We start from the raw sequence: 26,340 nt of genomic DNA on the forward strand, positions 1-26,340 counted from the left end.
GGAAATTCCTTTCCCCTGTCCAACACCCATGTTCCGTATCCGTTCCCTATCAGCCGGCCCAAGCTTCGTACGGTAAACCTAGATCATCCGCGACCGCCTTATACGCGATCTTGCCCTTGTAGACGTTCAGCCCGTTGGCGAGATGCGGGTCGGCCTTCATCGCCGCCTCCGCACCCAGATTTGCTAGCTTCAGCGCGAACGGCAGCGTCGCGTTGTTCAGCGCGAACGCCGAGGTCCGCGCGACTGCGCCTGGCATGTTGGCGACGCAGTAATGGATCACGCCGTCCACCTCGAACACCGGGTCCTCGTGCGTCGTGGCATGCGACGTCTCGAAGCACCCGCCCTGATCGATCGCGATGTCGACAAGCACCGAGCCGCGCTTCATCGTCTTCAGCATCTCGCGGGTAACGAGCTTCGGCGCAGCGGCTCCTGGCACGAGCACCGCACCGATCACCAGATGCGCGTTCTTTACGGCCGCGGCGATCGCGGCCTTCGAGGCGTAAGCCGTCTTGATCTGGCTGGAGAAGAACATGTCGAGTTCGGCGAGACGATCGTTCGAAATGTCGTAGATCGTCACGTCGGCGCGCATGCCGACCGCCATCTGCGCGGCGTTGACGCCCGAGACGCCGCCACCGAGGATCGCGACCTTCGCGGGGGCAACACCGGGAACGCCGCCGAGCAGGACACCGCGTCCGCCCTGTTCCTTCTCGAGGTAATGCGCGCCGACCTGCACCGACATGCGGCCCGCGACCTCGGACATCGGCTTCAGCAACGGCAGCCCGCGGCGATTGTCGGTGACGGTCTCGTACGCGATGCAGGTCGCGCCAGACTTCATCAGCCCCTCGGCTTGCGGCTTGTCCGCGGCGAGGTGGAGGTAGGTGAACAGCAAGTGGCGCGGTTCGAGCATCGCGATCTCGCCCGGCTGCGGCTCCTTGACCTTCACGATCATGTCGGCGCCGACGAACACCGCGGCGGCGGTCGGCAGGATCGTCGCACCCGCGTCGATATAATCCTGGTCTTCGAAATCGATGCCCGATCCGGCCTGCGTCTCGACGACGACTTCGTGCCCGGCTGCGACCAGTTCGGCGACCGACGGCGGGGTCAGGCCGACGCGATATTCGTGATTCTTGATTTCCTTGGGGACACCGACGCGCATTGATTCCACTCCATTATCGTTTGCGCGATACTAGCGCGCCTTGGACGGGAAGGGTTCGCAAACTCGTTTCGATACGATAGCGCGTTTGCAAGATGCGTGCATCCATTGCTATCAAAACGAGAGAATCTTGAGCGCCACGATCGAACGCAGGATTCTGGACCTGCTCGCCGCCAATTCCGACCTGACCAGCGCCGAACTCGGCGACGCGGTCGGCCTATCGGCGAGTGCCGCGCATCGGCGCGTTGCGCAACTGCGGGAAAGCGGCGCGATCGTTGGCTACCGTGCAGTCCTGTCGCGAGCTGCGCGGGGTGACCCAAGCATCGTCCTCGTCAACGTCACGCTGCGGGACCAGCGCAAGGAGACGATGGCGGCGTTCGAGGCGGAAATCGTCGACTGCCCGCAGGTCGTGCAGTGCTTCTTGATGAGCGGCGAGGCGGATTACATGCTCCATGTCGAGATCCGCGACGGCGAGACGTTCGAGCGCATCCACCGCGAGACGCTGTCGCAACTGCCGGGGGTGACGCGGCTCGCCTCCCACTTCGTGATCCGCGAAGTCGTTACCCGTTAGCGTTTTCCTGCGAATGCAGGAATCCAGGGCCAACAACGGTAGCGCCCGTTACCCTGGGCTCCTGCGTTCGCAGGAGAACGGCAGGGTCCGATCAGCCCCGGTTAATCCACGCTAACCGCCCCGCCGTTGCCGCCCTCTACCCCTCATGCTAAATGCGCCCGCTTGGGGCACAGGGTGAAATCGGAAATTCGATGATGATTGCTGCACTTCCGGGTCGATTCACCGTCCAGTGAGCGTCGATCAGACCGCCGCGGCCTCGACCGTGCCACCCGCCAATCTCGATCTCGAGACGGGGCATCACCATTCCGACGGCATGCTGAAGCTCGCCTTCGGTGCGATCGGTATTGTCTTCGGCGATATCGGCACGAGCCCGCTCTACGCCTTCCGCGAGACCTTCGCCGGCCATCACAAGCTCGCGCTCGACGCGGCGCACATCATGGGCGTCATCAGCCTGATGTTCTGGTCGATGATGATCGTCGTGACGGTCAAATACGTCATCATCATCATGCGCGCCGACAACAAGGGCGAGGGCGGTAGCCTCGCATTGCTCGCGCTCGTCTCGGGCAAGACCAAGACGAAGCGGTGGAGCAAGGGCATCATCCTGCTCGGCGTGTTCGCGACCGCGCTGTTCTACGGCGACAGCATGATCACGCCCGCGGTCTCGGTGCTGTCCGCAGTCGAGGGCCTTGCCGTCGCCGCGCCAGCGTTTGCCGGGCTCGTGCTGCCGATCGTGATCGTCATCCTGATCGCGCTGTTCTGGGTGCAGAAGAGCGGCACTGCGCGGATCGGGCTCGTCTTCGGGCCGATCATGCTGGTGTATTTTAGCGTCATCGCGGTGCTCGGAATACTCAGCATCGTCCAGACGCCCGGCGTGCTCTGGGCGCTGTCGCCGCACTACGCAGTCGAGTTCTTCATCATCGATCCGGAGCGTGCGTTCCTGGCACTTGGCTCCGTCGTGCTGGCGGTCACCGGCGCCGAGGCACTGTATGCGGACATGGGGCATTTCGGGCGCAAGCCGATTGGCCTGTCCTGGCTGTTCTTCGTGCTCCCTGCGCTGATTCTGAATTACATGGGGCAGGGCGCGCTGCTGTTCCGCGACGGCCAGGCGGCGTTGGTCAGCCCGTTCTACAATCTCGCCCCCGAAAGCCTCCAGCTTCCGCTCGTCATCCTCGCGACGATGGCCGCGGTGATCGCGTCGCAGGCGGTGATCTCGGGCGCGTTCTCGGTGACGCAGCAGGCGATCCAGCTCGGCTTCATCCCGCGCCTCCGGATCGAGCACACCAGCGCCTCGACCGCCGGCCAGATCTACATCCCGCTCGTCAACGGCGCACTGATGGTGATGGTGATCCTGCTCGTGCTGTTCTTCCGTACCTCGTCGAACCTGACCAGCGCGTACGGAATCGCCGTGACCGGCGCGATGTTCATCGACACGTGCCTGCTCGGGGTGGTGCTGTTCCGCCTGTGGAACTGGCCAAAGATCGCGGCGATCCCGTTGCTCGCGATCTTCTTCACCGTCGATGGCGCCTATTTCGCGGCGAACCTCACCAAGGTGCCCGCCGGCGGGTGGTTCCCGCTGCTGGTCGGCTTCATCATCTTCACCTTCCTAACGACCTGGTCGAAGGGGCGGCAGCTGATGATCGACCGGATGCATGAGGCGGCGATGCCGATAAAGGTGTTCATCGGCTCTGCGGCAAGCTCGGCCTCACGGGTGCCGGGAACGGCTGTCTTTATGACCTCGACCGCGGACGGCGTGCCGCACGCGCTGCTCCACAACCTCAAGCACAACAAGGTGCTGCACGAGCGCGTCATCCTGCTGACCGTCAAGATCGTCGGCCAACCTTACTGGCCCGCGCATGACCGTGCGGTGCGCGAGGAGCTTGGCGACGGCTTTCACCGGCTGATCCTGCGCTACGGCTTCATGGAAGACGCCGACGTGCCCGCCGCGCTGCGCCAGGTCCATAATTGCGGCGCGGACTTCAAGATGATGGACACCAGCTTCTTCCTGTCGCGCCAGACGCTGCTCGCGTCGGACAAGCCTGGGATGATGCTGTGGCGCGAAAAGCTGTTCGCGTGGATGCTGCGTAACGCGGAGAGCGCGATGGAGTTCTTCCGGTTGCCGACCAACCGCGTCGTCGAACTCGGCAGCCAGGTCGAGATTTGAACACGCTGTAACCTCACCACTCGCTGCCGTACGCGCATTGGGTGCTCGGGCGTGATAAAACACGCGCACCTCCCCGGCGGAGCCCGGGGCCCAGTTGGAAAGGTCGTGGTAACGGAGCGCGGCGTACGTCAACAACGTTTCCCAACTGGACCCCGGCCTCCGCCGGGGAGGGATTGAGTATAATGGTAAACACCCCGCAAGTGACCGAAGTCGCCCCGATTATCGTCACCGCCCTGTTCGGTCGCCAGGACACCGCGTTCTTCGACTCAATGCGTCGCGAGCATTTCCCGCCCGAGCGCAACCAGCTCGACGCGCATCTGACGCTGTTCCACCATCTGCCACCCTCGGGCCTCGACGAGCTGAAACACCGCCTCAACCAGGAAACCCGTGGCATCGGTGCCCCGCAGGCGCGGATCGGCGGCCTGATTTCGCTCGGCCGCGGCGTCGCTTATCGGATCGAGTCCCCCGATCTCGTCGGTATCCGCGCGCGCCTTGCCGACGCGTTCACCGGCATGCTGACGCCGCAGGACGCCGGCGGCTGGCGTCCGCACGTCACGATCCAGAACAAGGTGAGCCCCCAGGTCGCCAAGCTTTTGCTCGGCAATCTGCAACACGATTTCAGCCCGCGCGGCGTCGAAATCGCCGGTCTGGGCGCATGGTGGTACCGCGGCGGGCCGTGGGAAGCGATTTCCCGGCATATGTTCGCTTGACCGTCTGGAAACCGCTTCCTATAGGCCGCGCCTCGCAAGGAAGAATGCTTCCCTGACGGACGGTACGGCGAAGTAGCTCAGTTGGTTAGAGCACGGGAATCATAATCCTGGGGTCGGGGGTTCAAGTCCCTCCTTCGCTACCATTTCGGACCTGGCGTAAGGCGCCGCCGACATATTACCCGCAGACCTACGCAGGCGATCACCAACTGCGGGAAACTCGTCTTCGCAATCACAAAAAGCGCTTCTATTGCTTTGGGTTAATGGTCAGCCTGTGTGCCGCATTTCGGGTGCACGCGTCGGCCCGGCCTTACGGGAGATACGAGTATGCGTGACAAACGCCCTGATGGGATCGCCGATTATACGGGTCCGGCCGGGGGCTGGGGAGCGCTGAAGGCAGTCGCCGTCTCGCTGAAGGCGCAGCAGATCGTCGTCCGCGGCGGCCAGACGCTGCTCAAGTCGAACCAGCCCGATGGCTTCGATTGCCCGAGCTGCGCATGGCCAGACCCAAAGCACACCTCCTCCTTCGAATTCTGCGAGAACGGCGCCAAGGCCGTCGCGTGGGAATCGACCGCCAAGACGATCGGCGCCGACTTCTTCGCCGCGCACAGCGTGTCCGACATCTGGCAGCAGAGCGATCACTGGATCGAGGACCAGGGCCGCGTCACCGAGCCGCTCCGCTACAATGCCGCCACCGACCACTATGAGGTCGTGAGCTGGGCGGATGCGATGCGCGAGATCGGTGCGGGCCTCGCCGCCGTGCCGAACCCGAACCAGGCCGAGTTCTACACCTCGGGGCGCTGCTCGAACGAGGCTGCGTTCCTGTTCCAGCTGTTCGTGCGGCTGTACGGCACCAACAACTTCCCCGACTGCTCGAACATGTGCCACGAGGCGACTTCGGTCGGGCTGCCGAAATCGATCGGGATCGGCAAGGGCACCGTCAGCCTCGAGGATTTCGATCACGCGGACCTGATCCTGTCGATCGGCCACAACCCCGGCACCAACCACCCGCGGATGATGGCGACGCTGCGCGAAGTGTCGAAGCGAGGTGGCAAGATCATCGTCTTCAACCCGCTCAAGGAACGCTCGCTCGAACGCTTCGAATCGCCACAGTCGGTGGTCGAAATGGCGACGATGTCCGCGACCCCGATCGCCAGCAGCTATTACCAGGTGAAGGTCGGCGGCGATGCTGCGGCTCTGAAGGGCATCGCCAAGGCGCTGATCGCGCTCGACGAGGCCGCCAAGGTATCGGGCGGCGAACGCGCGCTCGATCACGCGTTCATCGCCGAGCATACCGCGGGGCTCGACGACTATATCGCTGACCTCGCGACCACCGAATGGGCGGACATCGAACGCTCCAGCGGGCTCTTGCGCAGTGATCTGGAAGAGGTGGCGCTCGCCTATTCGAAGTCGAAGGCGGCTATCTGCTGCTACGGCATGGGCGTTACCCAGCACCGCACCGGCACCACCAACGTCCAGCAGATCGCCAATTTGCTCCTTCTGCGTGGCAACATGGGCAAGCCGGGTGCGGGCATCTGTCCGCTGCGTGGCCACAGCAACGTCCAGGGCGACCGCACCGTCGGCATCACCGAGCGGCCGATGCCGATGCTGCTCGACAACATGCGCGACGTCTTCGGGTTCGAGCCACCGCGGGAGCACGGCCATTCGGTGGTCGAGAGCATCGCCGCGATGCGCGACGGCAAGGCCAAGGCGATCGTCTGCCTCGGTGGCAATCTTGCGATCGCCTCGTCCGATCCGCAGGCCTGCGCGGAGGGCTTCCGCAACCTCGATCTTGCCGTGCACATCACCACCAAGCTCAATCGCACGATGCTGTTGATGGCGAAGTCGACGTACATCCTGCCGTGTCTCGGCCGGACCGAACTCGACATGCAGGCGACCGGCCAGCAGGCGGTGACGGTCGAGGATTCGATGTCGATGGTCCACGCCTCGCGCGGCTTCCTGATGCCGCCGGGCGAGAACGTAAAGTCGGAGATCTGGATCGTCGGCGAGATCGCCAAGGCGACCTTCGCCGCCAAGGGCCGCGCGCCGATCGCAATCGACTGGGATGCCTATGTCGGCGACTACAGCCTAATCCGCGACAAGATCGAAGCGGTGTTCCCCGCGTTTGCCGATTACAACGCGCGCATCCGCAAGCCGGGCGGCTTCCACCTCCCGAATTCGGCGGCGATGCGCGAGTGGAAGACGGACAGCGGCAAGGCCAACTTCATCGTCACCCAGGGCGTCGAGAAGGACGAGAGTGCGGGCGATCCGACCGTCTTGCGGCTCACCACGCTGCGCGCACACGACCAGTACAACACCACCGTCTACAGCCTCGACGATCGCTACCGCGGGGTGTTCGGACGTCGCGACATCCTGTTCATGAACGAGCGCGACATGGCACGGCTGGGGCACAAGGAGGGCGACGTCGTCGATATCGCCACCGCACTCCAGTTCGCGCGGCCCGATCGCGTCGTCCAGAAGCTGATGCTGGTCCGCTATGCACTGCCCGACGGCTGCGTCGCGTCGTATTATCCCGAGACGCAGCCCTTGATCGCACTCGAGGATCACGATCCCCAGAGCTTCACACCCTCCTACAAATCCATTCCGGTGACCGTCCGTCCCGCGGCGGCCGACATGGGTTCGGATCGCGGCGTGGTACGTGCCGGGATCGTCGGCCAGAAAAGCAAAATTGACGCATGAGCACCGGTTACACGTCGACGATTGACACTTACGCTACCCTCGCCGCGACCAAGGCGGAGGCACTGCGGCGCTCTCCGGCAGGGTTCTTCGCCGGGGCGATCCTTGCGGGTACATATATCGGTATCGCGATGATCCTCGCGCTCAGCACCGGGTCGGGGCTCGAACCGGGCGTGCGCCCGCTGGTGATGGGGGCGACCTTCGGGCTCGGGTTGATCCTGACCGTGTTCGCGGGCGCCGAACTCTTCACCGGCTATGTGATGTATCTCGGCTTCGGCCTGGCCAAGCGGACGATCACCGTCGCGGACGCGGTGAAGCTGACCGTCGTCGTGTGGATCGGTAACCTCGTCGGCGGAGTGGTACTGTCGCTCGTGTTCGCGGCGGGCGGCGGCGGCGCGATCTTCGCCAACGCCGATGCGATGTTCCATGGCTATGTCCAGCACAAGGTGTCGGTCGATGCGACCGCGCTGCTGGCACGTGCCATCCTCTGCAACTGGCTCGTCTGCCTTGCGATCTGGACGGCGGCCCGCATGACCGGCGATGCCGCCAAGTGCATCGGCATGGCCTGGATCCTGTTGGCCTTCGTAGCGGCCGGGTTCGAGCACTCGGTCGCCAACATGACCGCACTGACGCTCGGGCTGCTCGTCCCGAACGCTTCGATCGATATTGAGGGCGTGATCCGCAATCTCGCGATCGTCAGCGTCGGCAACATCATCGGCGGGCTGGTGTTCGTCGTCGGGGGTTATCTCGTTGCGGCCAAGACCGACGTCGTGACGGCCACCAAGTGATGCCTGCTTCGACTAGCCGCAGCGTCTGCGGCTAGTCGAAGACCTTCCAGGGATCGTTCACCACCAGGATCGCATCGCTGCGCGCGAGGGCGAGCAGCGTCAGGCCACGCGCACGCGCGTGATCGATCGCCAGACTGGTCGGTGCGGAGATCCCGACCAGCATCGGCGCACCGGCGATCAACGCCTTGTCGACCATCTCAAAGCTGATCCGCGACGTGACGAGGATGAACCCGTCGATCGCGTGCCCCTTTATCGCCAGTCCTCCGACCAGCTTGTCGAGCGCGTTGTGGCGACCGACGTCCTCATAGGCGGCAACGACCTGGCCTTCGCGATCGCATGCTGCCGCCGCGTGAATGGCGCCCGTGGCCGCGTTGAGGGGCTGATGCGCGCGCAACCCACCGAGTGCGGCAAACAAGGCGCTGACAGGCGTGTCGGGCTTCGGTGGCGTTCCAGGGACAGGTTTTCGGAGCTGTTCGAGCCCGGATATCCCGCACAGCCCGCAACTCGTGTCGCTGGTCCGATGGCGGACACGGTCGTGGATGCGCCCCTTGCACCGCTCGGACAGGCCGACCCGGACGATCCAGCCCGCCTCGGCCTCGAACACGTCGATGTCGCGCACGTCCTCGGCGCTGTCGGCCAGCCGCTCGGTCAGCAGGAACCCGGTCGTGAACTCGGGCAGGTCGGCGGGCGTCATCATCATCACCGCATAGCCGAGACCGTCGATCTCGATCGCGACGGGCACCTCGACCGCGATCGTTCGCTCTCCCGCCATGACCGAATCAGGGCGAAGAATCTTGATCGGCAATGTGCGAGAGGTCATCATAGCGCGGCGATGTCTTCCGGCGTATTGATGTTGGGGATCGGCGCGGGCGCAGCGATCGGCGCGGCGCCGATTGCCTCCGCCCAGCCGCGAACCGAACGGCGTGGCGTTGCCGCGATATGCTCGAACAGAGCCTCTATCGACGCGGTATTCCAATGGCCGAGCACCGGCGCATCCGGGCAATAGGCGGGCGCTCCCCGCGCGAGCGCTGCGAGCAAACCGTCGGGGAGGACCGGCATGTCGCATGCGATCGTCAGGACCGACGTGAAGCCACGTTCGCCAGCATAGGACAGTGCTCCGGCGATCCCGCCCAAAGGGCCGAGGTCGGGGCGGGGGAGGTCGGCGATCGGGCCGTCTCTGCCAACGATGACCGCCGTATCGACGTACGGCACCAGCAAATCTCGCGCATGCTCGGAAAGCATACGCCCTCGAAACATCGCCCGTGCCTTGTCCGAACCGAACCGGGACGATCGCCCACCAGCCAATACGACGCCGAGGATATGCGTGTCGGTCAGCGCGTCTTCTCGATCCGTACCGGCACCGACTTCGCTGCCGGGACATGGCTTTCGCGGGCGTGGTGCGCGACCGGCATGAGCAGGTTGCTCTCGGGATAATAGGCACCGACGCAGCCCTCGGGGATCGAATATTCGACCACGCGCAGCTTGTTGAGACGACGATCCGAATTGCCGCCCGCATCGCCGACCAGATCGACGTCGTCGCCGTCGGCGATCCCCATCCGGATCATGTCGCTGCGGTTCATGAACACGATGTCGCGCGTGCCCTTCACGCCGCGGAAGCGGTCGTGATAGCCGTAGACGGTCGTGTTGAACTGATCGTTCGATCGCAGCGTCATCAGGCGGAAGCGGCCCTCTGCCTCCTCGAACCCGGTGACGTTGAGGGATTGCGGCACGTTGATCTCTGCCTTGCCGCTCTCGGTCTTCCACTCGCGGTGCGCTGCGGGCACACCCTTCCAGAAGCCGCCAGGCGTGAACATCTTCGCGTTGAAGTCTTTGAACATCTCCGGATACGTCACCTCGATCGCATCGCGAACGCGCGCATAATCGCGCACCCACGCATCCCAATCGAGTTTCGGATTGGGCGCCAGCGTCGCCTTGGCGATTCCCGCGACGATCGCGGGCTCGGACAGCAGCGTTTCGGCCGCCGGCGTCGCCTTGCCCTTCGAACCATAGATCTGGCTGAACGAATCCTCGATCGAGACGCTCTGCGGGCCGGTACCCTGCATGTCGGTCTCGATCCGGCCGAGACACGGGAGCAGATACGACGTCTCGCCGGGCAGCAGGTGCGAGCGGTTGAGTTTGGTCGCGATATGCACGGTCAGGTCGAGCCCGCGCCATTTCGGCTCCATCCGCGCGTGATCCGGGATCGCGCGGACGAAATTGCCGCCCAGACCGATAAAGGCCTGCGCGCTGCCGTCGAGGACCGCTTCGCACGCTTCGACCGTATCCCAGCCCTTCTCGCGCGGAGGCTCGAAGCCATATTGCTCGGCAAGCTTGTCGAGCGGGGCGAGTTCGGGCTTCTCCGTGATACCGACGGTACGCTGGCCCTGCACGTTCGAGTGACCGCGGACCGGCCCCATGCCGGCACCGGGCTTGCCGATGTTGCCGCGGAGCAGCATCAAATTGACGACCATGTGGACGTTGTCGATCCCACCGACATGCTGGGTCAGCCCCATGCCGTACACCGCGATCACCGCCTTCGACTTGGCATAGACCTTGGCGGCCGCCTCAATCTCGGCGCGAGTGAGGCCGCTTTCATGCTCGATTACCGACCATTCGGTCTTGCGCGCGACGTCTGCGAACGCGTCGAAGCCGGTCGTGTGCTCCGCGAGGAACGCATGATCCAACACGCGCAGGCCATCGATCCGCTGGGCGTGGTCGTCGGCCTCGATCAGGTATTTGCACATGCCCATGATCGCGCCGACGTCGCCGCCGGTTTTAACCTGGTGATATTGCGAGGCGATCGGCGTCGACTTGCCCGTCACCATCTCGATCGGGTTCTGCGGATCCTGGAATTTCTCCAGCCCGCGCTCCTTGAGCGGGTTGAACACGACGATCTCAACGCCGCGCTTCGCGCAATCGCGCAACGGATGCAGGAATCGGGGGCTGTTCACGCCGGGGTTCTGCCCGAAGTAGAAGATCGCGTCGCATTTCTCGTAGTCGGAGAGATGGATGGTGCCGACCGCCGATCCGATCGCGGACTTGAGGCCGACCGAGGTCGTCTCGTGGCACATGTTCGAGCTGTCGGGCAGATTGTGGCTGCCGTACATCCGCGCGAGCAGGCTATACATGTATGACGTTTCGAGACTGGCGCGGCCCGAGGCGTAGAAGATGACCTTGGTCGGATCATAGGTCTTCAGCTTGGCGCCGATCCCCGCGAACGCCTCGTCCCAGCTGCACGCGGTGTATTTGTCGGTGGTCGGATCGTATTTCAGCGGATGCGTCAGGCGCCCGGCCTGTTCGAGATCGTAATCCTTCCAGCCCAGCAGTTCGCTGACCGTGTGCTGCTCGAAGAATGCGGGGGTGACACGGAACGAGGTCAGCTCCCACGCGGTCGCCTTCGCCCCGTTCTCGCAGAACTCCGCGACATGCGGGTGCGCGGGCTTGCCCCAGGCGCAGCTGACACAGGCAAACCCGTCGGGCTTGTTCTGCCGCGCGAGTTCGCGAATCACCTCCGGGCCGACCTTCTCGCGGGCGGAAATCTCGACGAGCGACTTCATCGAGCCCCAGCCGCCTGCTGGTGCAGTGTAGTCCTCGATCTCTACGGTCCGGTCGTCGCTCATGCTCATCTCCGCTTTTATACCCCAACGAAGCGGCAAAGCTTTCGATGCAGGCGGCACAGATTTACCGGCGGTTCAAATCCGGGCGCGCATCCCCTAGATGCGATTACGAATCTCCAAGGAACAATGATGACGACCCATACCACCCGCATGCTTATCCTCGGCTCGGGGCCTGCCGGGCTCTCGGCTGCGATCTATGGCGCGCGTGCCGGGATGGCGCCGATCGTCGTGCAGGGCATCCAGCCCGGCGGCCAGCTGACCACGACCACCGATGTCGAGAACTATCCCGGCTTCAAGGACGTGATCCAGGGCCCGTGGCTGATGGAGCAGATGCAGGCACAGGCCGAGCATGTCGGCACGCGGATGATGTGGGACACGATCGTGCAAGTCGACCTCACCAGCCGCCCGTTCCGCCTGATCGGCGACAGCGGCGACGTGTATGAGGGCGACACGCTGGTGATCGCGACCGGCGCGCAGGCGAAGTGGCTCGGGATCGACAGCGAGGAGCCGATGAAGGGCAAGGGCGTCAGCGCCTGCGCGACCTGCGACGGGTTCTTCTACCGCGGCAAGAAGGTGGCCGTCATCGGCGGCGGGAACACTGCGGTCGAGGAGGCGCTGTACCTCACCAACCACTCGCCCGACGTGACCCTGATCCACCGCCGCGATTCGCTCCGTTCGGAGAAGATCCTCCAGGAGCGCCTGTTCGCGCACAAGGGCGTGACGGTCCTCTGGAACAAGGAGGTTCGCGAGTTCGTCGATGGCGGCGGCAATGCAGGCCTGGTCGCGCTGGAGCTCGAGGACACGGTGACCGGTGAGCGCTCGCGGCTCGCGGTCGATGGCGGGTTCGTGGCGATCGGTCATCACCCGGCGACCGAGCTGTTCCGCGGCCATATCGATCTCGATTCGGACGGATATATCTCGGTCGAGACTGGTTCGACCCGGACCAGCGTCGAGGGCGTGTTCGCGTGCGGCGACGTGGCGGACAAAGTGTACCGGCAGGCGGTGACGGCGGCGGGGACGGGCTGCATGGCGGCGCTGGACGCCGAGCGTTTCCTGGCGGCGGCCGAGTTTGCGGAGCTTGCCGAAGCCGCTGAATAACCGGCGTTATCGGGAAAGAAGATTAGGCCAGGTTACGCCTAAGTGCGGTCTCCAGCGCGGCGGCTGCCGGGCCGGTGAAGCTATGCGAGTCGGTGTCGATCGTCTCTGACGGGACGGCGGCGCCGGCTGCCGCTGCGAAGGCGATGGCGGTCGCGTCGCCGCGGGCGAGGATGACGGCGGCGTTGGTTTGCCAAGCTGCGATCGCGGTCAGGACCCGGCTGGCTAGCGGGTTTCGGCTTTCCTCGCCTGTCCGAGCTATCCTCAACAAGCCCTTGATAAAGCTTGTCATATCCAAATTTCCGGACAGCGCTCGGCGCCATGTCGCGGGGTCTCGCAACGCTGTACTGTAGTGGTGTCGGATGGCGGCGGCAGGGGGGAGTTCGTCGATCGGTTCGATGACCCAGGGGTTGGCGAGGATGACCTTGTCGAAGCCGGCCGACCGTCCGAACAGCGCGAGCGTGCTGGCCGCGTCGCAATTGCCGAAGCCTACCAAGCGGGTGACATGCGGCGCTGCGTTCCGGAACTCGGCGGCGGCTGCGATCAGGTCGGGCTCTGCGCTCAGGAAGCCGCCATTGTCGCCCGTCGAATCGCCGACGCCGCGGCGGTCGTAGCGGAAGACGGGCGCGCCGGTGGCGGCTAGGCGTTGGGCTAGCATCGCCATCCCGCGGTGCGCGCCGCTGCGGATTTCGTTGCCGCCGGAGACTATGAGAAGTCCGGTCGTGCCGGGGGCTTCGTCCAGCGTGGCGGCGAGGGTTTCGCCTTCGCACGCGAACCCGATCAGTCTTCGCATGATGCTATCCAGTGGGCGATATCGGCTGCAAGCTGCTGTGCTAGAACAATATCGTTATCGGGTTCCGACCTGCGCCATAGCGGCGCTCCGGCATAGGTTGCGTCGGCGGCTCGGGGATCGGTGTCCAGACGTACGACGCGGTACCGTCCATCCTCGCACGGCACGGCATCTCGCAGCTCGGCAAGCATCTCGGGGGACAGGCGGTTGCCGGCGTACTCGTCCCCCCGGTCGGACTTACCCGCGGCGGCGCGGGTGCGTTCGAGGTCGCGGACGAGGCCGACGCCCGTTTGTGGAGCGAGGTGCCAGCGGCCGGTAAGGTCGGCGTCGGTATCGAGTAGCGCGCCGCTTCTTATCGAAAGCGCGTAGCAACGGGCGCCAAGCTGCTGTGTTAGTTCGCTATAGGCTCGGCGCTGATCGGACAGCTTGGCACCGACGGTCGCGATGACACTCTCTCCGGTGCCTGGGAAGTCCGGGAGTATGCTGCCGATTCCGTGATCCGCCAGCGCGCGCAGGATCGTGCAGGCGAACTGCCGGGTCCGGTTCGCTTCATCGAACAGGGGGAGGGCGGCGATGACGATCGGGCCGCTATCGGGCCCGAACCGCAGCATCGCTTCGCGGCCACCATTCCAGTCATATGTATCGAAGCGGAGGCCGGTCATTCCGGCGGAGGCTAGACCGCCGGTCAGGGTTAGACCAGCGCCTTGCCCGCGGCGAACTGGACGAGCGCGCCGAATGTCTCGAGCATCTCGCCGTCGATCTCGTCGTCCTCGATCAGGATGCCGAGCCGGTCCTCGAGTTCGGTGAGCACGCTCGCCACCGCCATCGAATCGAGCTCGGGCAGCGCACCGAACAGCGGCGTGTCGGCGGTGAACGTCGCGACTCGGTCGGCGCTGAGGCCGAGGATGTCGGCGAGGACGGCACGTACCGTCGTTTCGACTTGGGAAGTACCTTCGAAGATCACGAGCATCGCCTGAACCGTTACGAACCGGGCCCCGCTAGCGTGTGGGGGTGAATTCGGCAACGGGTTCGCGCTAAGGGGGCTTGGCGCTATTAGAGCCCGATGATCGCGCTCGACCCCAAGCCATACCCTATCGACCACATCGCGTTGCGTGGTGCGCCCGACGCCGTTGCACTGGTCGACAAGGCCGGCGCGATGACGTTTGCCGAACTCGAGGCCGGGGTCGCGGCGCTGGCGGGGTGGCTTGCTGGACGGGGGCTGTCGGCGGGTGATCGGGTGGCGACGTGGCTGCCCAAGACGCGGGCCGCGTGCCTGATGCCATTGGCGGTGGCGCGGGCGGGGCTGGTGCATGTGCCGGTCAATCCGCTGCTGAGACGGGCGCAGGTCGCGCATATTCTTGGGGATAGCGGGGCTCGGTTGTTGGTGACTCAGGGCGCGCGGGCTGGGACGCTGGAGGGCGGCGATGTTCCAGACGGCTGTTCGATCGTCGATGAGGCGGACCTCCTTCTCCTGTTCCCTCGCGAAGGCGGGGGGCCAGAATTACAGAGTGCAACGCTTGGGGTTCCTGGGCCCCCGCCTTCGCGGGGGAACGGAATTGGGGCTGGCGGCGGTTCTCAAATGGGGCCGTCTGATGCGGATACGGACGGTCTAGCCGCGATCCTCTACACCTCGGGGTCCACTGGGCGGCCGAAAGGCGTGATGCTGAGCCATGCGAACCTGTGGCTGGGGGCGATCTCGGTCGCGCATTATCTGAAGCTGGAGCCTGATGATCGCGTGCTCGGCGTGCTGCCGCTGTCGTTCGATTATGGCCAGAACCAGCTGTTCTCGACCTGGGCGGCGGGTGCGTCGGTAGCGCCGCTCGATTATCTGGTCGCGCGCGACGTGGTAAAGGCGGTCGAGCGGGTCGGGGCGACGACGCTGGCGGGCGTGCCGCCCTTGTGGGTGCAGGTGCTGGAGGCGGACTGGCCGGCGGAGACTGCGGCGCGCTTGAAGCGGTTGACCAACTCCGGTGGTGCGCTGACGCCGCGGCTGGTGCGCGGGCTTCGGGAGCGGTTTCCGGCAGCGGATGTGTACGCGATGTATGGGCTGACCGAGGCGTTCCGGTCGACGTATCTCGATCCCGCGCTGATCGATACGCATCCCGATGCGATGGGGCGGGCGATCCCGTTCGCCGAGGTTTCGGTGGTGAAGCCCGACGGTACGCGCGCTACGCCGGGCGAGGCGGGGGAGTTGGTGCATGCCGGGCCGCTCGTCGCGCAAGGGTATTGGCAGGATGCGGAGCGGACGGCGCAGCGGTTTCGGCCGGCGCCCGATGGCAACGGCATGGCGGTGTGGTCGGGGGATACCGTGGTCGAGGGCGAGGATGGGCTGTTGCGATTCGTCGGGCGGGACGACGAGATGATCAAGAGCGCTGGGAACCGGATCAGTCCGCTTGAAATCGAGGAGGCTGTACTGGCGGGGGGCGAGGCGCGCGAGGCGGTCGCGGTTGGCGTGCCGGACGAGCGGTTGGGGCAGGCGATCGTGGTGATGCTGGCCGGGGATACTGGCGCGGAGGCGGGATTGCGGGCGCGGTTGCGGACGGCATTGCCTAGCTTCATGCAGCCGGGGACGTATCTGTGGCGGGATGAATTACCGCGTAATGCCAATGGGAAGCTGGACAGGTCTGCCATTGCGTTGGCGGTAAAAGCTTGTTCCTCCGCGAAGGCGGAGGTCCAGTCTGGGCCCCCGCCTTCGCGGGGGAACACGGAGGGGAGTGCGTCATGAAACCGATGGGTGCTCTTCCGCCTGAGTTCGCGCAGCAAGATGGCCCGCTGAATATCGCAGGCCGAACGGCTGACGATTGGGTCATGCAAGCCGGCGACACACCGCTGTTCGTCTACGACATGGCAATCGTCGCCGCCCGGATCGCACGGTTCCGCACGGCGATGCCGGCGATCGATCTTCACTATGCGATCAAGGCCAATCCGCATGGCGACCTGCTGACCGCGATCGCGCCGCTCGTCGACGGGCTCGACGTCGCCTCGTCGGGCGAACTCGCCAAGGCGCTCGCGGTAAAGCCCGCCGCCTCGATCAGCTTCGCCGGGCCCGGCAAGCGGGACGACGAACTCACCGCGGCGATCACCGCCGGCGCGACGCTAAACGTCGAATCGGAAGGCGAGGCGGCGCGGGCGCTCGCGATCGGCGACGGGACCGGCGTGACGCCACGCATGGCGGTACGCGTGAACCCGGATATCGAACTCCGGGGCTCGGGCATGCGGATGGGCGGACGGGCATCGCCGTTCGGGGTGGATGCGGTGCGCGCCGCGGCGCTGGTGAAGGCGATCGTCGCTGCCGGCGCCGACTGGCGCGGCTTTCATATCTACGCCGGCAGCCAGGCGCTCGATCCCGGCGCGATCATCGAGACGCAGGCCGCCACCATCGCGCTCGCCGCGCGATTGGCGGAGGAGGCCGGTGCAGCGCCCCCGCTCGTCAATCTGGGCGGTGGTTTCGGCGTGCCCTATTTCGCTGGCGACGTGGCGCTGGATATCGAGCGTGTCGGCGCCGCGCTGGCGGAAGCGCTCGCATCCCGTCCGCCGATCCTGGCCGAAACACGGTTCGCGATCGAACTCGGTCGCTGGCTCGTCGCCGAGGCGGGCGTCTATCTGACGCGAGTCATCGACATCAAACAAAGCCAGGGCGAGACCTTCATCATCGTCGACGGCGGCCTCAATCACCAGCTCGCCGCAAGCGGCAATTTCGGCACGGTCGTGCGCCGCAACTATCCGCTCGCGGTCGCCGCGCGCATGGGCCGAGACGCTGTGGACACCCTCTCGGTGGTCGGCCCGCTCTGCACCCCGCTCGACCGGCTCGGCGACAAGATCGCGCTGCCGCCGGTCGAGGTCGGCGACCTGATCGCGATCTTCATGGCCGGCGCATATGGCGCGAGCGCCAGCCCGAGTGCTTTTCTGGGGCATCCAGCGGCGATCGAGATCGTTACTGCTCCATAGCCTGCCACTCATATGTCCCAATCTGGGGCCATTGCCGGTCGGGAGCGTGGTTAGAGGGCGCTCCTAACGCTATCTTCACCTGTTCCTCGCATAGCCGAGGCTGAGTTTAGCCGACCGCCGGGCAACCGACGGCTGGTGTGGCGCCAGGAGAATAAGTGCCCATGCGTTCCGGACCCGTATCGAAATCCCTGCTGACCCTCGGCCTCGTCGGCGCGACGCTATCGGCGTGCACGAGCACCGGTAGCCGTCCCGAACTGCCGCCTGCCGCCTATGTCGCGAACCAGGAGCTGCCGGGCGAGGAATACGTCATCGGGCCGCTCGATCAGCTCAACATCTTCGTGTGGCGCAATCCCGAACTGTCGTCGAAGGTCCAGGTGCGTCCCGATGGCAGGATCACCACGCCATTGATCAACGACATGCCCGCGGTCGGCAAGACCCCGGCAATGCTCAGCGACGACATCAAGAAGGCGCTGACGGCGTATATCAAGGACCCGATCGTCTCGGTGATCGTCGAGAATTTCAGCGGCACCTATAGCCAGCAGGTGCGGATCGTCGGCGCGACCGAAAAGCCCGCCTCAATCCCCTACCGCGCCAACATGACCTTGCTCGACGCGATGATCGCGGTCGGCGGTCTCAGCCAATATGCTGCGGGCAACAAGGCGCGTCTGGTGCGCTACGACCGCGCCACCGGCAAGCAGACCGAATATGGCCTGCAGATCGGCAACCTGCTCAAGAAGGGCGATTCGTCGGCGAACGTCCGGCTCGAGCCGGGCGACGTGATCATCATCCCCGAATCGATGTTCTGAGGGACGCCGCGATGAACGGGATCTTCGACGAGGTGCGCATCGCGCTGCACACGATCTGGACGCGGCGCTGGCTGGCGCTGGCGGTGGCGTGGGGCGTGTGCGTGCTCGGCTGGCTGGTCGTGTCGCAGATCCCGAGCCGCTACGAATCGACCGCGCGCGTGTTCGTGCAGATGCAGACGGTGCTGCCCGCCGGGATGGACGGCGTGCCGCAGAGCGTGCCGATGACCGTCGACACGATCCGCACGACGCTGATCTCCGCGGTGAACCTCGAAAAGGTGGTGCGCGGCACCGATCTCGCCAACACCGTGTCGAGCGACCGCGACGTCGCCGACCGCGTCGCCGCGCTCGCGCCGAACATCAAGATCGTGTCGCAGCAGGATAACCTGTTCCAGATCACGACGAGTGCGGCGAGCCCGAAGCTCGCGCGGCAGATCACGCAGAAGTTGATCGACCTGTTCGTCGAACAGAATCTGGCGGGCGATCGCTCCAAGACGACGCAGAGCCTGACCTTCCTCGACCAGCAGCTTGCATCGCGGCAGAAGCAGCTTGCCGACGCCGAGGCCAAGCGCGCCGACTTCCAGAACCGCTATCTCGGTGCGCTCCCGGGCACCGGATCGGTCAGCGACCGGATCGGCGCGGCGCGTTCGCAGATGGCGCAGGTCGATGGCGATCTCGCCGCCGCGCAGTCGAGCCTTGCCGCAGTACAGGGGCAAATGGCGGGGACCCCGGCCACCGTGGCGGGGGCAGGCGGTGTTGCGGGGGCTGCGGGTCCGGCGCGCGCGCGGCTGCAGGCGATCCAGGGCCAGCTCGCCGATGCCCGCGCGCGCGGCTATACCGAGAATCATCCTGATGTGGTCGCGCTGAAGAGCCAGCTTGCCGCGGCGACCTCTGCCGCGCGCAGCGAGCCGCTCTCCGGTGGCAGCGGTGCCGGCAGTGCGCAGAACCCGCTTTACGCATCGCTCCAGTCGATGGTCGCGGATCGCACCGCCACGGTCGCGTCGTTGCGGATGCGGCGAAGCCAGTTGCAGAGCGATCTCGACCTGCTCAATTCCAAGCTGACCGGCGATCCCGAGGTTGCCGCCGAGCAAGGATCGATCGATCGGGACTATCAGGTGCTCAAGGACCAGTACGACACGTTGCTCCGGCAGCGCGAACAGACCGCGCTGGTCGGCCAGGCGCAGTCGCAGAGCGATCACGTCAAGTTCAGCGTGATCGATCCCCCGACGATGCCGAGTACGCCGAGCGCGCCGAACCGAATGCTGCTATTGACGGGTGTGCTGATCGTCGGACTCGCGGCCGGGATCGGTGCGGCGTTCGCGATGGGGAAGTTGCGGACGACGTTCTCGACCAGCTCGCGGCTCGAAAAAGCAGCGGGAATGCCGGTGATCGGGTCGATCGGCGAAGTGGTGACGCGCGTGCAGTCGAACCAGCGCCGTCGCAAGTTCAAGCTGTTCCTGGGCGGCACCGCCGCGCTGGGCGCCGCCTATGTCCTGTTGCTGGGGGTCGAGATCCTGCAGCGCGGGCTGGCGGCATAAGGGGGTATGGCCGTGACGAAACCTGATCGCGAACCCTCACTGCTCGAGCGCGCAGCCAAGGTGTATGATTTCACCGCGCATGCGAAGGCGCGCAACATCGCGGTGCCCGCAGCGCCGGTCGTCGACGCGCCCGTTCGCGAAATTCCCGTCGCCGAGGCACGCGCCGTCGAGGTCGAGCCCGCTGTGGCCGAGGCGCCCGCATCCGAAATCGCCCAGGCCCCGGCGCCGACGCATGATTTTGCCGATGCGACCTTCCTCGCGATTCCCGAGGAACTGCGTGCGCCGGTCGGCGACGAGTTCACCGACGAGGTCTATCACCCCGAGGATTCCAACGACACCGCGCGGATCGATCGCGGGATGCTCGCCGGCAATGGCATGATCGTGCCGGGCGCACCGGTCGGCCCGCTCGCGGAGGAATTCCGCCTGATCAAGCGCCAGTTGCTGATCGCGAGCGCGCGCATCGCCGAGAGCGACAGCCCGGACAAGGCGCGCATGATCCTGGTCTGCTCGGCCCGGCCCGAGGACGGCAAGACGTTCTGCGCGATCAACCTCGCGCTCTCGATCGCCGCCGAGCGCGATACCGAAGTGCTGTTGGTCGATGCCGACGTCGCCAAGCCCGATATCGTTAAGCAGCTGGGACTTATCGATGGTCCCGGCCTGCTCGACGCGCTGGGTGATTCGCGGATCGACGTCGAGGATATGGTGATCCACACCGACGTGCCGCATCTGTCGATCCTCCCCGCCGGCACCAAGACCGCGATGGATACCGAACTGCTCGCCAGCGCGCGTACCAAGGCGGTGATCGCGCGGCTCCTCGCCGCCAATCCGCGCCGCATCATCATCATCGATTCGCCGCCCGCGCTCGCTGCGTCCGCCGCGTCGGTGCTGGCGATGCGCGTCGGTCAGGTGATGCTCGTCGTCCGCGCCGATCGCACGCCCGAGAGCGAATTGCGTGGTGCGGTCAACATTCTCGACGGGTGCGAGCATATCCAGCTCGTCCTGAATGCCGTGTCGTTCGTCCAGGGCGGTGCGCGGTTCGGCAGCTATTATGGCCAGGAGAGCTCTTGATGACCGGGCCGATGATGAGACCGACGGTGCGCGCACGCGTGCTGGCCGGCGTCGCGGCCACGGTCGTCGTGGCGGGCACCTTGGCCGGCGCGGCGCCTGCGATCGCGCAGACCGACGCGCCGCCGCCGCCCACGCTGCCATCGTCGGGACCGGAGACGGCGCGTCGCGTCACCATCGACCCGTATGTCGAGGCCAGCCAGACGCTCGCCGCCGACCTCAACGGCGGTGACGTGCTGACCTATACCAGCCTCGCCGCGGGCGTGGATGCCGCGATCCAGACGCAGCGCGTCACGGGTCAGCTCAGTTATCGGTATGAACGCCGGTTCGGCTGGGGCGACCGGCTGGGCGACGACGACATCCATTCCGGACTTGCCCGGGTCGACGCCCGCGTGACGCGCAACCTGACGCTCGAAGCCGCCGGCATCGCGACGCGCGCACGCTCGGACATCCGCGGCGCCGCGCCCGGCCTGCTGGTCGGTAACGTGAACAACGTGAGCCAGGTCTATGCGGTCTATGCCGGCCCCAGCTTCACCACCACCGCCGGCCCGGTCGTGTTCGACGCGAATTACCGCCTCGGCTATACCAAGGTCGAGACGCCCACCTTCGGCGACACCAGCATCGGCGGTCGGCGGCTGGATTATTACGACGATTCGATCGGCAACACCGCCACCGCTCGCGCATCGGTCGCGCCGGGTCTGGTCGCGCCGTTCGGCGTCACGCTGAGTGGCGCCTATGACCGCGAGACCGCCAGCCAGCTCAAGCAGCGCTACGAGGGCTATTACGGCCGCGGCGACATACTCCAGCCGGTTTCGCCCTATGTCGCGCTGACCGCGGGCGTCGGGTATGAAAAGATCGAGACGAGCCAGAAGGACGCGGTCGTCGACGCCACGGGTACGCCGGTGCTCGACCGCGATGGTCGCTTCATCACCAACGAGGCCTCTCCGCGGCGCGTCGCCTACCGGACCGACGGCCTCTATTACGACGCGGGCGTGATCTGGCGACCCAATCGCCGCACCTCGGTCGAGGGTCATGTCGGCAAGCGCTATGGCTCGCTCAGCTACACCGGCACGGCGACGTATCAGGCTTCCAGGTCGGTCGGCCTCGCGGTCAACGTGTATGACGGCGTCCAGACTTTCGGTCGCCAGCTCCGCACCGGCATCGGCAATCTGCCGACCAGTTTCCTGACCGGCAACCAGCAGGGCTTTGGCCAGCAGTTCAACGGCTGCGTGTTCGGCTCCAGCGGCGCGCAACCCGGCGCCTGCCTCAACGACGTGTTCCAGTCGATCTCGACCGCCAGCTACCGCGCGCGCGGCGTGGACGGCGTGATCGTCGCCACCCGCGGTCGATCGACCTGGGGAGCGGGCGCGGGCTATGCCAACCGCAAGCTGTATTCGCCGAATGTCGCGCCGGGGCTGGTCGTCACCGGCCTCGAGGACCAGAGCTATTATGGCCAGCTGTTCTATGCGCGGACCCTGACCCAGGTCTCCGGCGTTAACGCGGACCTGTTCGTCAACTATTACGATCCTGGCGTGCCCAACATCGCGGCGGCGGACGTATCGGGCGATGACGGCGTCTGGTCGTATGGCGCGACCGGAACCTATTACCGCAATTTCGGACGGCTCGGCACCACCGCGTCGCTCGGGCTTTACAGCTTCAAGGTCGGTGACCTCGACAGCGACTGGTCGGCGCAGGCGCTGATCGGTGCGCGATATCAGTTCTGAAGGCGAGAGCAGATGTACGACGAACATTACGGACTGACGGGTCGGCCTTTCCAGCTCACCCCGGATCCCAAATTCTGGTTCGAGACCGCCACCCACCGCAAGGCGATGGCGTATCTCGGCTATGGCCTGGCGCAGGGTGAGGGCTTCATCGTCATCACCGGCGATATCGGCGCGGGCAAGACGACGCTCGTCGGTCACCTGATGGACACGATCGACCATCAGCGGCTGAACGCGATCCGGCTGGTATCGACCGCGATCGAGGCGGACGACCTGTTGCGGATCGTCGCGACCGAGTTGCATGTCGATCCGTCGGGGCTGACCAAGGCCGAACTGCTGACCGCGATCGAGCGTGGGCTGCACGCCGTCGCGCGGACCGGCAAGCGCACGTTGCTGATCGTCGACGAGGCGCAGGCGTTGCCCGTGTCCGCGCTCGAAGAACTGCGGATGCTGTCGAACTTCCAGGCGGGCGGCCATGCGCTGTTGCAGATCGTTCTGCTCGGCCAGCCCGAGTTCCGCGATCGCCTGCACGGCCTGGACCGGCTCGAACAGCTTCGCCAGCGCGTGATCGCGATCCACCATCTCGATCCGATGGAGGAGCATGAGGTCTCCGACTATCTCGCCCACCGCCTGACCGTGGTCGGGTGGACCGGCAACCCGGATTTCGCGGACGATGCATTCGCGGCCTTTTATGCCGGCTCGGCGGGCGTGCCGCGCCGTCTGAACCTCCTCGCCGGGCGCGTGATGCTGCATGCCGCGATCGAGGATCTGCGGGTGATCGACGCCGCCGTCGTCCGGTCGGTGCAGCGCGATCTGGAGGGCGACCTGCCGACGCTTGCCACGGATACGGGGAAGGGTGCTGCTGCCTCGGTCGAGACGCTCGCCCCGCCTGTACCGGTCGACGATATGCCGCGGACCGATCCGGCGACCGAAGCGCGCATCGCCGCGCTGGAGGCACGCGTGGAGTTGCAGGACGAGGCGCTGCGTCGGGTGCTGACGCTGCTGGTCGACTGGGTCGAAAGCGAGGACGCCAAACCCGAATACGCCCCGATCCGCGGCGTCTCCGCCTGGCATGATGCCGCCTGAAATGCCTGTTTTGAATGGCATGTCGGTCGATGTTGAGGACTGGTTTCAGGTCGGTGCATTCGAGACGGTCATCGACAAGGCCGACTGGGACTCGCTTCAACCGCGCGTCGAGGCGAATACCGATGCGGTCCTCGCGCTGTTCGCCGAGCGCGATACGAAGGCGACGTTCTTCACGCTCGGCTGGGTCGCGGATCGCTATCCCGCGCTGATCCGCCGGATCGTCGATGCCGGGCACGAGATCGCCAGCCATGGCTGGGACCACCAGCGCGTCTTCACGATGACGCCGGACGTTTTCCGTGCCGACCTGATCCGCGCGCGGACCGCGATCGAGGATGCGGCGGGGACGAAGGTCACCGGCTACCGTGCGCCGAGTTTTTCGATCGACCAGCGGACACCCTGGGCGCATGTCGAACTCGCCGAGGCGGGCTACGCCTATTCCTCCAGCGTCGCGCCGGTGAAGCACGATCATTATGGCTGGCTCGACGCGCCGCGCTATGGGTTCAAGCCACTCGCCGACAGCGCGCTGATCGAGGTGCCGGTGACGGTCGCCAAGTTCGGGGAGCGCAAGCTCGCCACCGGCGGCGGGTTCTTCCGCCTGCTGCCCGCGGCGATCACCGATTTCGCGGTGCGTCAGGTCAACCGCGAGGATCGCCCGGCGATGTTCTATTTCCACCCGTGGGAGATCGATCCGGCACAGCCGCGGATCGAGGCTGCGCCGATGCGATCGAAGATCCGTCATTACTCGCGGCTCGGCGCGATGGCGGGCAAGTTGCGCGGGTTGCTCGCCCGTCACGAATGGGGCCGCGTCGATGCGGTCGTCGCGCGCGAAGCGGCACGGCTGGCGTGACCGCGCCGATGCCCGTCGGCGTGCGCGAAGCGGACCTTCGCGATCCGGCCGAGTGCGCGCGGATCGCGGCGTTCGTTGCGACGACCGAAGGCGCCACGCCCTTTCACCTGCCCGAATGGAGCCGTGCCGTGCAGGACGGCTGCGGCCAGCGCGCGCGCTATCTGGTTTCCGACGATGTCGGCGGGGCCATCAGCGGCGTGCTGCCGCTGACCGAGATGCGCTCGCCGCTGTTCGGGCGTGCGCTGGTGTCGACCGGGTTCGGCGTCGATGGCGGCATTTTGGGGGCGTCGATCGAGCCACTGGCGGCGGGGGCCTGGAACCTTGCGCTGCGGACCGGCTGCCCGTCGGTCGAGCTGCGCGGCGGCCCCGCACCGAAGGGTTGGGCGAGCGACGACACCAGCTATCTCGGCTTCGCGCGCGATTTGGCCGTAGACGACGACGCCGAACTTCTCGCGATCCCGCGGAAACAGCGCGCCGAAGTCCGCCGTTCGCTCGGTTTCGATCTCGAGATCGTCACCGGTCACGACCGGAAGCTGCTCGCCGAGCATTACCGCGTCTATGCTGAGTCGGTCCGCAACCTCGGCACGCCGGTGTTTCCGGCCAAGCTTTTCCGTAGCGTTGCCAGCGTGATGGACGCGGATGTTCTTACCGTACGGCATCAGGGCAGGGCGGTCGCCAGCGTGCTGAGCCTGTACTTCGACGGCACCGTCTACCCCTATTGGGGAGGAGGCACCGACGCGGCGCGCGGGCTTCGCGCCAACGACCGGATGTATTTCGCGCTGATGGCGCATGCGCGGGCGAGGGGGTGCACGCGGTTCGATTTCGGGCGCTCGAAAACCGGCACCGGGGCGGCGGCGTTCAAGAAGAACTGGGGCTTCACGCCCGAGCCACGCTTGTACGCGAAGCGCAGCGACGGGCCGGCGCGCGAGGTCAACCCGCTGAACCCCAAATACGCGCTGATGGTGAAGACGTGGAAACGCCTCCCGCTATGGGCCGCGACCGCCGCCGGACCGTGGATTTCCCGAGGGCTGGGGTGAGCCTGCTCTTCCTGGCGCACCGCGTGCCCTTTCCGCCCGATCGTGGCGACAAGATCCGCAGCTTTCATATCCTTCAGTATCTGGCGAAGCGTACGCCGGTCCATCTGGTGGCGTTTGCCGACGACGAGGCGGATTTCGATCTGCCTGCGGTGTTCACGGAGATGCTGGCAGGCTTCACGATCCTGCGACGCGACAAGTCGCAGAAGCGTGCTGCGATCGAAGCGCTGGCTGCCGGCAAGCCGGTATCGCTGACCGCGTTCGCCAGTCCGGCGATGCAGGCCGCGGTCGATCGTATCCTGCCGAAAGTCGGCGGCGTCTATTGTTTCTCGGGGCAGATGGCGCAGTATCTGCCGGTCGACGCGCCGCCGGTCGTGATGGATTTCGTCGATGTCGATTCCGCTAAGTTCGCGGGGTTTGCGGACGACGCCCGCGGCCCGATGCGCTGGATGATGCGCCGCGAAGCGCGGTTGCTGGGGGCTTTCGAGCGGGAGATTGCGGCGCGGGTTTCTGCGAGCCTGTTCGTCAGCGAGGCCGAGGCTGCATTGTTCCGTAAGGGTGGTGCAGGCGGCCGCGTCCTCGCTGTCGAGAACGGGATAGACTCCGCGAAGTTCGACCCTGCGGTTGCCACAACGCCCTTATCTTCCCCCCTCCCTGAAAGGGAGGGGCCGGGGGTGGGTCGGTTTCCGCAGGCGCAAACGGTTTTGACCCAAGCGGGC

Annotated in this window: 22 protein-coding genes, 1 tRNA gene and 1 pseudogene; 17 read left to right on the plus strand and 7 right to left on the minus strand. The window is 65.8% G+C overall.

What is annotated here, in order from left to right:
• Nucleotides 1-49: 49 nt before the first annotated feature.
• Complete coding sequence (gene ald / locus H8S47_RS12740) at nucleotides 50-1,156, minus strand: alanine dehydrogenase (RefSeq protein ID WP_187504228.1); 1,107 nt, start codon at nucleotides 1,154-1,156, stop codon at nucleotides 50-52.
• Between the two features lie 127 nt (nucleotides 1,157-1,283).
• Here ald and H8S47_RS12745 point away from each other — a divergent pair, with 127 nt between their 5' ends.
• The 6 genes from H8S47_RS12745 to H8S47_RS12770 all read left to right on the plus strand — a co-directional run bounded on the left by H8S47_RS12745 (nucleotide 1,284) and on the right by H8S47_RS12770 (nucleotide 8,077).
• Nucleotides 1,284-1,724, plus strand: coding sequence for an Lrp/AsnC family transcriptional regulator (locus tag H8S47_RS12745; RefSeq protein ID WP_187504229.1), 441 nt, complete (start codon nucleotides 1,284-1,286; stop codon nucleotides 1,722-1,724).
• Between the two features lie 262 nt (nucleotides 1,725-1,986).
• Entirely contained in the window at nucleotides 1,987-3,885 is a 1,899-nt protein-coding gene (locus tag H8S47_RS12750; RefSeq protein ID WP_398457811.1) for a potassium transporter Kup, read from the plus strand.
• A 182-nt stretch (nucleotides 3,886-4,067) separates the two neighbouring features.
• Complete coding sequence (locus tag H8S47_RS12755; RefSeq protein WP_187504230.1) at nucleotides 4,068-4,595, plus strand: 2'-5' RNA ligase family protein; 528 nt, start codon at nucleotides 4,068-4,070, stop codon at nucleotides 4,593-4,595.
• Between the two features lie 66 nt (nucleotides 4,596-4,661).
• Nucleotides 4,662-4,738 (plus strand) — tRNA-Met (locus H8S47_RS12760).
• 181 nt (nucleotides 4,739-4,919) lie between these two features.
• Nucleotides 4,920-7,292, plus strand: coding sequence for an FdhF/YdeP family oxidoreductase (locus tag H8S47_RS12765; RefSeq protein ID WP_187504231.1), 2,373 nt, complete (start codon nucleotides 4,920-4,922; stop codon nucleotides 7,290-7,292).
• Complete coding sequence (locus H8S47_RS12770; RefSeq protein ID WP_187504232.1) at nucleotides 7,289-8,077, plus strand: formate/nitrite transporter family protein; 789 nt, start codon at nucleotides 7,289-7,291, stop codon at nucleotides 8,075-8,077. Before H8S47_RS12765 ends, H8S47_RS12770 begins: the two co-directional genes overlap by 4 nt.
• Before the next feature lie 31 nt (nucleotides 8,078-8,108).
• Here H8S47_RS12770 and fdhD read toward each other — a convergent pair whose 3' ends face one another.
• The 3 genes from fdhD to H8S47_RS12785 are packed head-to-tail and all read right to left on the minus strand — an operon-like array spanning nucleotide 8,109 to nucleotide 11,697.
• Nucleotides 8,109-8,897: a formate dehydrogenase accessory sulfurtransferase FdhD gene (fdhD, locus tag H8S47_RS12775; protein ID WP_235982849.1), complete on the minus strand. Its 789-nt coding sequence runs from the start codon at nucleotides 8,895-8,897 to the stop codon at nucleotides 8,109-8,111.
• On the minus strand, nucleotides 8,897-9,382 hold the full coding sequence (gene mobA, locus H8S47_RS12780; RefSeq protein WP_187504234.1) for a molybdenum cofactor guanylyltransferase: 486 nt from the start codon (nucleotides 9,380-9,382) through the stop codon (nucleotides 8,897-8,899). Before mobA ends, fdhD begins: the two co-directional genes overlap by 1 nt.
• 26 nt (nucleotides 9,383-9,408) lie before the next feature.
• Nucleotides 9,409-11,697: an FdhF/YdeP family oxidoreductase gene (locus H8S47_RS12785; RefSeq protein ID WP_187504235.1), complete on the minus strand. Its 2,289-nt coding sequence runs from the start codon at nucleotides 11,695-11,697 to the stop codon at nucleotides 9,409-9,411.
• Nucleotides 11,698-11,823: 126 nt separating this feature from the next.
• Here H8S47_RS12785 and trxB point away from each other — a divergent pair, with 126 nt between their 5' ends.
• On the plus strand, nucleotides 11,824-12,792 hold the full coding sequence (trxB, locus tag H8S47_RS12790; protein WP_056048273.1) for a thioredoxin-disulfide reductase: 969 nt from the start codon (nucleotides 11,824-11,826) through the stop codon (nucleotides 12,790-12,792).
• A gap of 22 nt (nucleotides 12,793-12,814) precedes the next feature.
• Here the strand turns inward: trxB and H8S47_RS12795 are convergent, their stop codons facing one another.
• The 3 genes from H8S47_RS12795 to H8S47_RS12805 are packed head-to-tail and all read right to left on the minus strand — an operon-like array spanning nucleotide 12,815 to nucleotide 14,549.
• Nucleotides 12,815-13,582 (minus strand): hydrolase 1, exosortase A system-associated, encoded by a 768-nt coding sequence (locus H8S47_RS12795; protein ID WP_187504236.1) that lies wholly within the window; start codon nucleotides 13,580-13,582, stop codon nucleotides 12,815-12,817.
• Nucleotides 13,570-14,241 carry an alpha/beta hydrolase family protein gene (locus H8S47_RS12800; RefSeq protein WP_187504237.1) on the minus strand — a complete coding sequence of 224 codons (672 nt, stop codon included), beginning with the start codon at nucleotides 14,239-14,241 and terminating at the stop codon, nucleotides 13,570-13,572. Before H8S47_RS12800 ends, H8S47_RS12795 begins: the two co-directional genes overlap by 13 nt.
• A gap of 29 nt (nucleotides 14,242-14,270) precedes the next feature.
• The gene (locus tag H8S47_RS12805; RefSeq protein WP_132740135.1) at nucleotides 14,271-14,549 is read right to left on the minus strand and encodes an acyl carrier protein; all 279 of its coding nucleotides are present in this window, start codon (nucleotides 14,547-14,549) and stop codon (nucleotides 14,271-14,273) included.
• A gap of 93 nt (nucleotides 14,550-14,642) precedes the next feature.
• Between H8S47_RS12805 and H8S47_RS12810 the strand changes: the two genes are divergently transcribed.
• The 10 genes and pseudogenes from H8S47_RS12810 to H8S47_RS12855 form a co-directional block, all read left to right on the plus strand.
• Nucleotides 14,643-16,304 carry an acyl-CoA ligase (AMP-forming), exosortase A system-associated gene (locus H8S47_RS12810; RefSeq protein ID WP_187504238.1) on the plus strand — a complete coding sequence of 554 codons (1,662 nt, stop codon included), beginning with the start codon at nucleotides 14,643-14,645 and terminating at the stop codon, nucleotides 16,302-16,304.
• A complete protein-coding gene (locus tag H8S47_RS12815) occupies nucleotides 16,301-17,527 on the plus strand; it encodes a pyridoxal-dependent decarboxylase, exosortase A system-associated (protein ID WP_187504239.1) in 1,227 nt (408 codons plus the stop codon). The genes H8S47_RS12810 and H8S47_RS12815 overlap by 4 nt, the downstream gene beginning before the upstream one ends.
• Nucleotides 17,528-17,688: 161 nt before the next feature.
• On the plus strand, nucleotides 17,689-18,333 hold the full coding sequence (locus tag H8S47_RS12820) for an XrtA/PEP-CTERM system exopolysaccharide export protein (protein WP_187504240.1): 645 nt from the start codon (nucleotides 17,689-17,691) through the stop codon (nucleotides 18,331-18,333).
• Nucleotides 18,334-18,344: 11 nt separating this feature from the next.
• Entirely contained in the window at nucleotides 18,345-19,868 is a 1,524-nt protein-coding gene (locus tag H8S47_RS12825) for an XrtA system polysaccharide chain length determinant (RefSeq protein WP_187504241.1), read from the plus strand.
• Between the two features lie 6 nt (nucleotides 19,869-19,874).
• Nucleotides 19,875-20,936, plus strand: coding sequence for an AAA family ATPase (locus H8S47_RS12830; RefSeq protein ID WP_187504242.1), 1,062 nt, complete (start codon nucleotides 19,875-19,877; stop codon nucleotides 20,934-20,936).
• Nucleotides 20,936-22,657: a hypothetical protein gene (locus H8S47_RS12835; RefSeq protein ID WP_187504243.1), complete on the plus strand. Its 1,722-nt coding sequence runs from the start codon at nucleotides 20,936-20,938 to the stop codon at nucleotides 22,655-22,657. Before H8S47_RS12830 ends, H8S47_RS12835 begins: the two co-directional genes overlap by 1 nt.
• 12 nt (nucleotides 22,658-22,669) lie before the next feature.
• Nucleotides 22,670-23,740 (plus strand): ExeA family protein, encoded by a 1,071-nt coding sequence (locus tag H8S47_RS12840; protein WP_187504244.1) that lies wholly within the window; start codon nucleotides 22,670-22,672, stop codon nucleotides 23,738-23,740.
• A gap of 19 nt (nucleotides 23,741-23,759) precedes the next feature.
• Nucleotides 23,760-24,587 carry an XrtA system polysaccharide deacetylase gene (locus H8S47_RS12845; protein ID WP_235982853.1) on the plus strand — a complete coding sequence of 276 codons (828 nt, stop codon included), beginning with the start codon at nucleotides 23,760-23,762 and terminating at the stop codon, nucleotides 24,585-24,587.
• Nucleotides 24,584-25,624, plus strand: coding sequence for a FemAB family XrtA/PEP-CTERM system-associated protein (locus H8S47_RS12850; RefSeq protein ID WP_187504245.1), 1,041 nt, complete (start codon nucleotides 24,584-24,586; stop codon nucleotides 25,622-25,624). The genes H8S47_RS12845 and H8S47_RS12850 overlap by 4 nt, the downstream gene beginning before the upstream one ends.
• Nucleotides 25,621-26,340, plus strand: a pseudogene (locus tag H8S47_RS12855) (TIGR03087 family PEP-CTERM/XrtA system glycosyltransferase); the annotation flags it as partial. The gene H8S47_RS12850 and the pseudogene H8S47_RS12855, both read left to right, overlap by 4 nt.

Origin of the sequence: Sphingomonas albertensis (genome assembly GCF_014358075.1) — a bacterium.
In the GTDB taxonomy this organism is placed as follows: Bacteria; Pseudomonadota; Alphaproteobacteria; order Sphingomonadales; family Sphingomonadaceae; genus Sphingomonas; species Sphingomonas albertensis.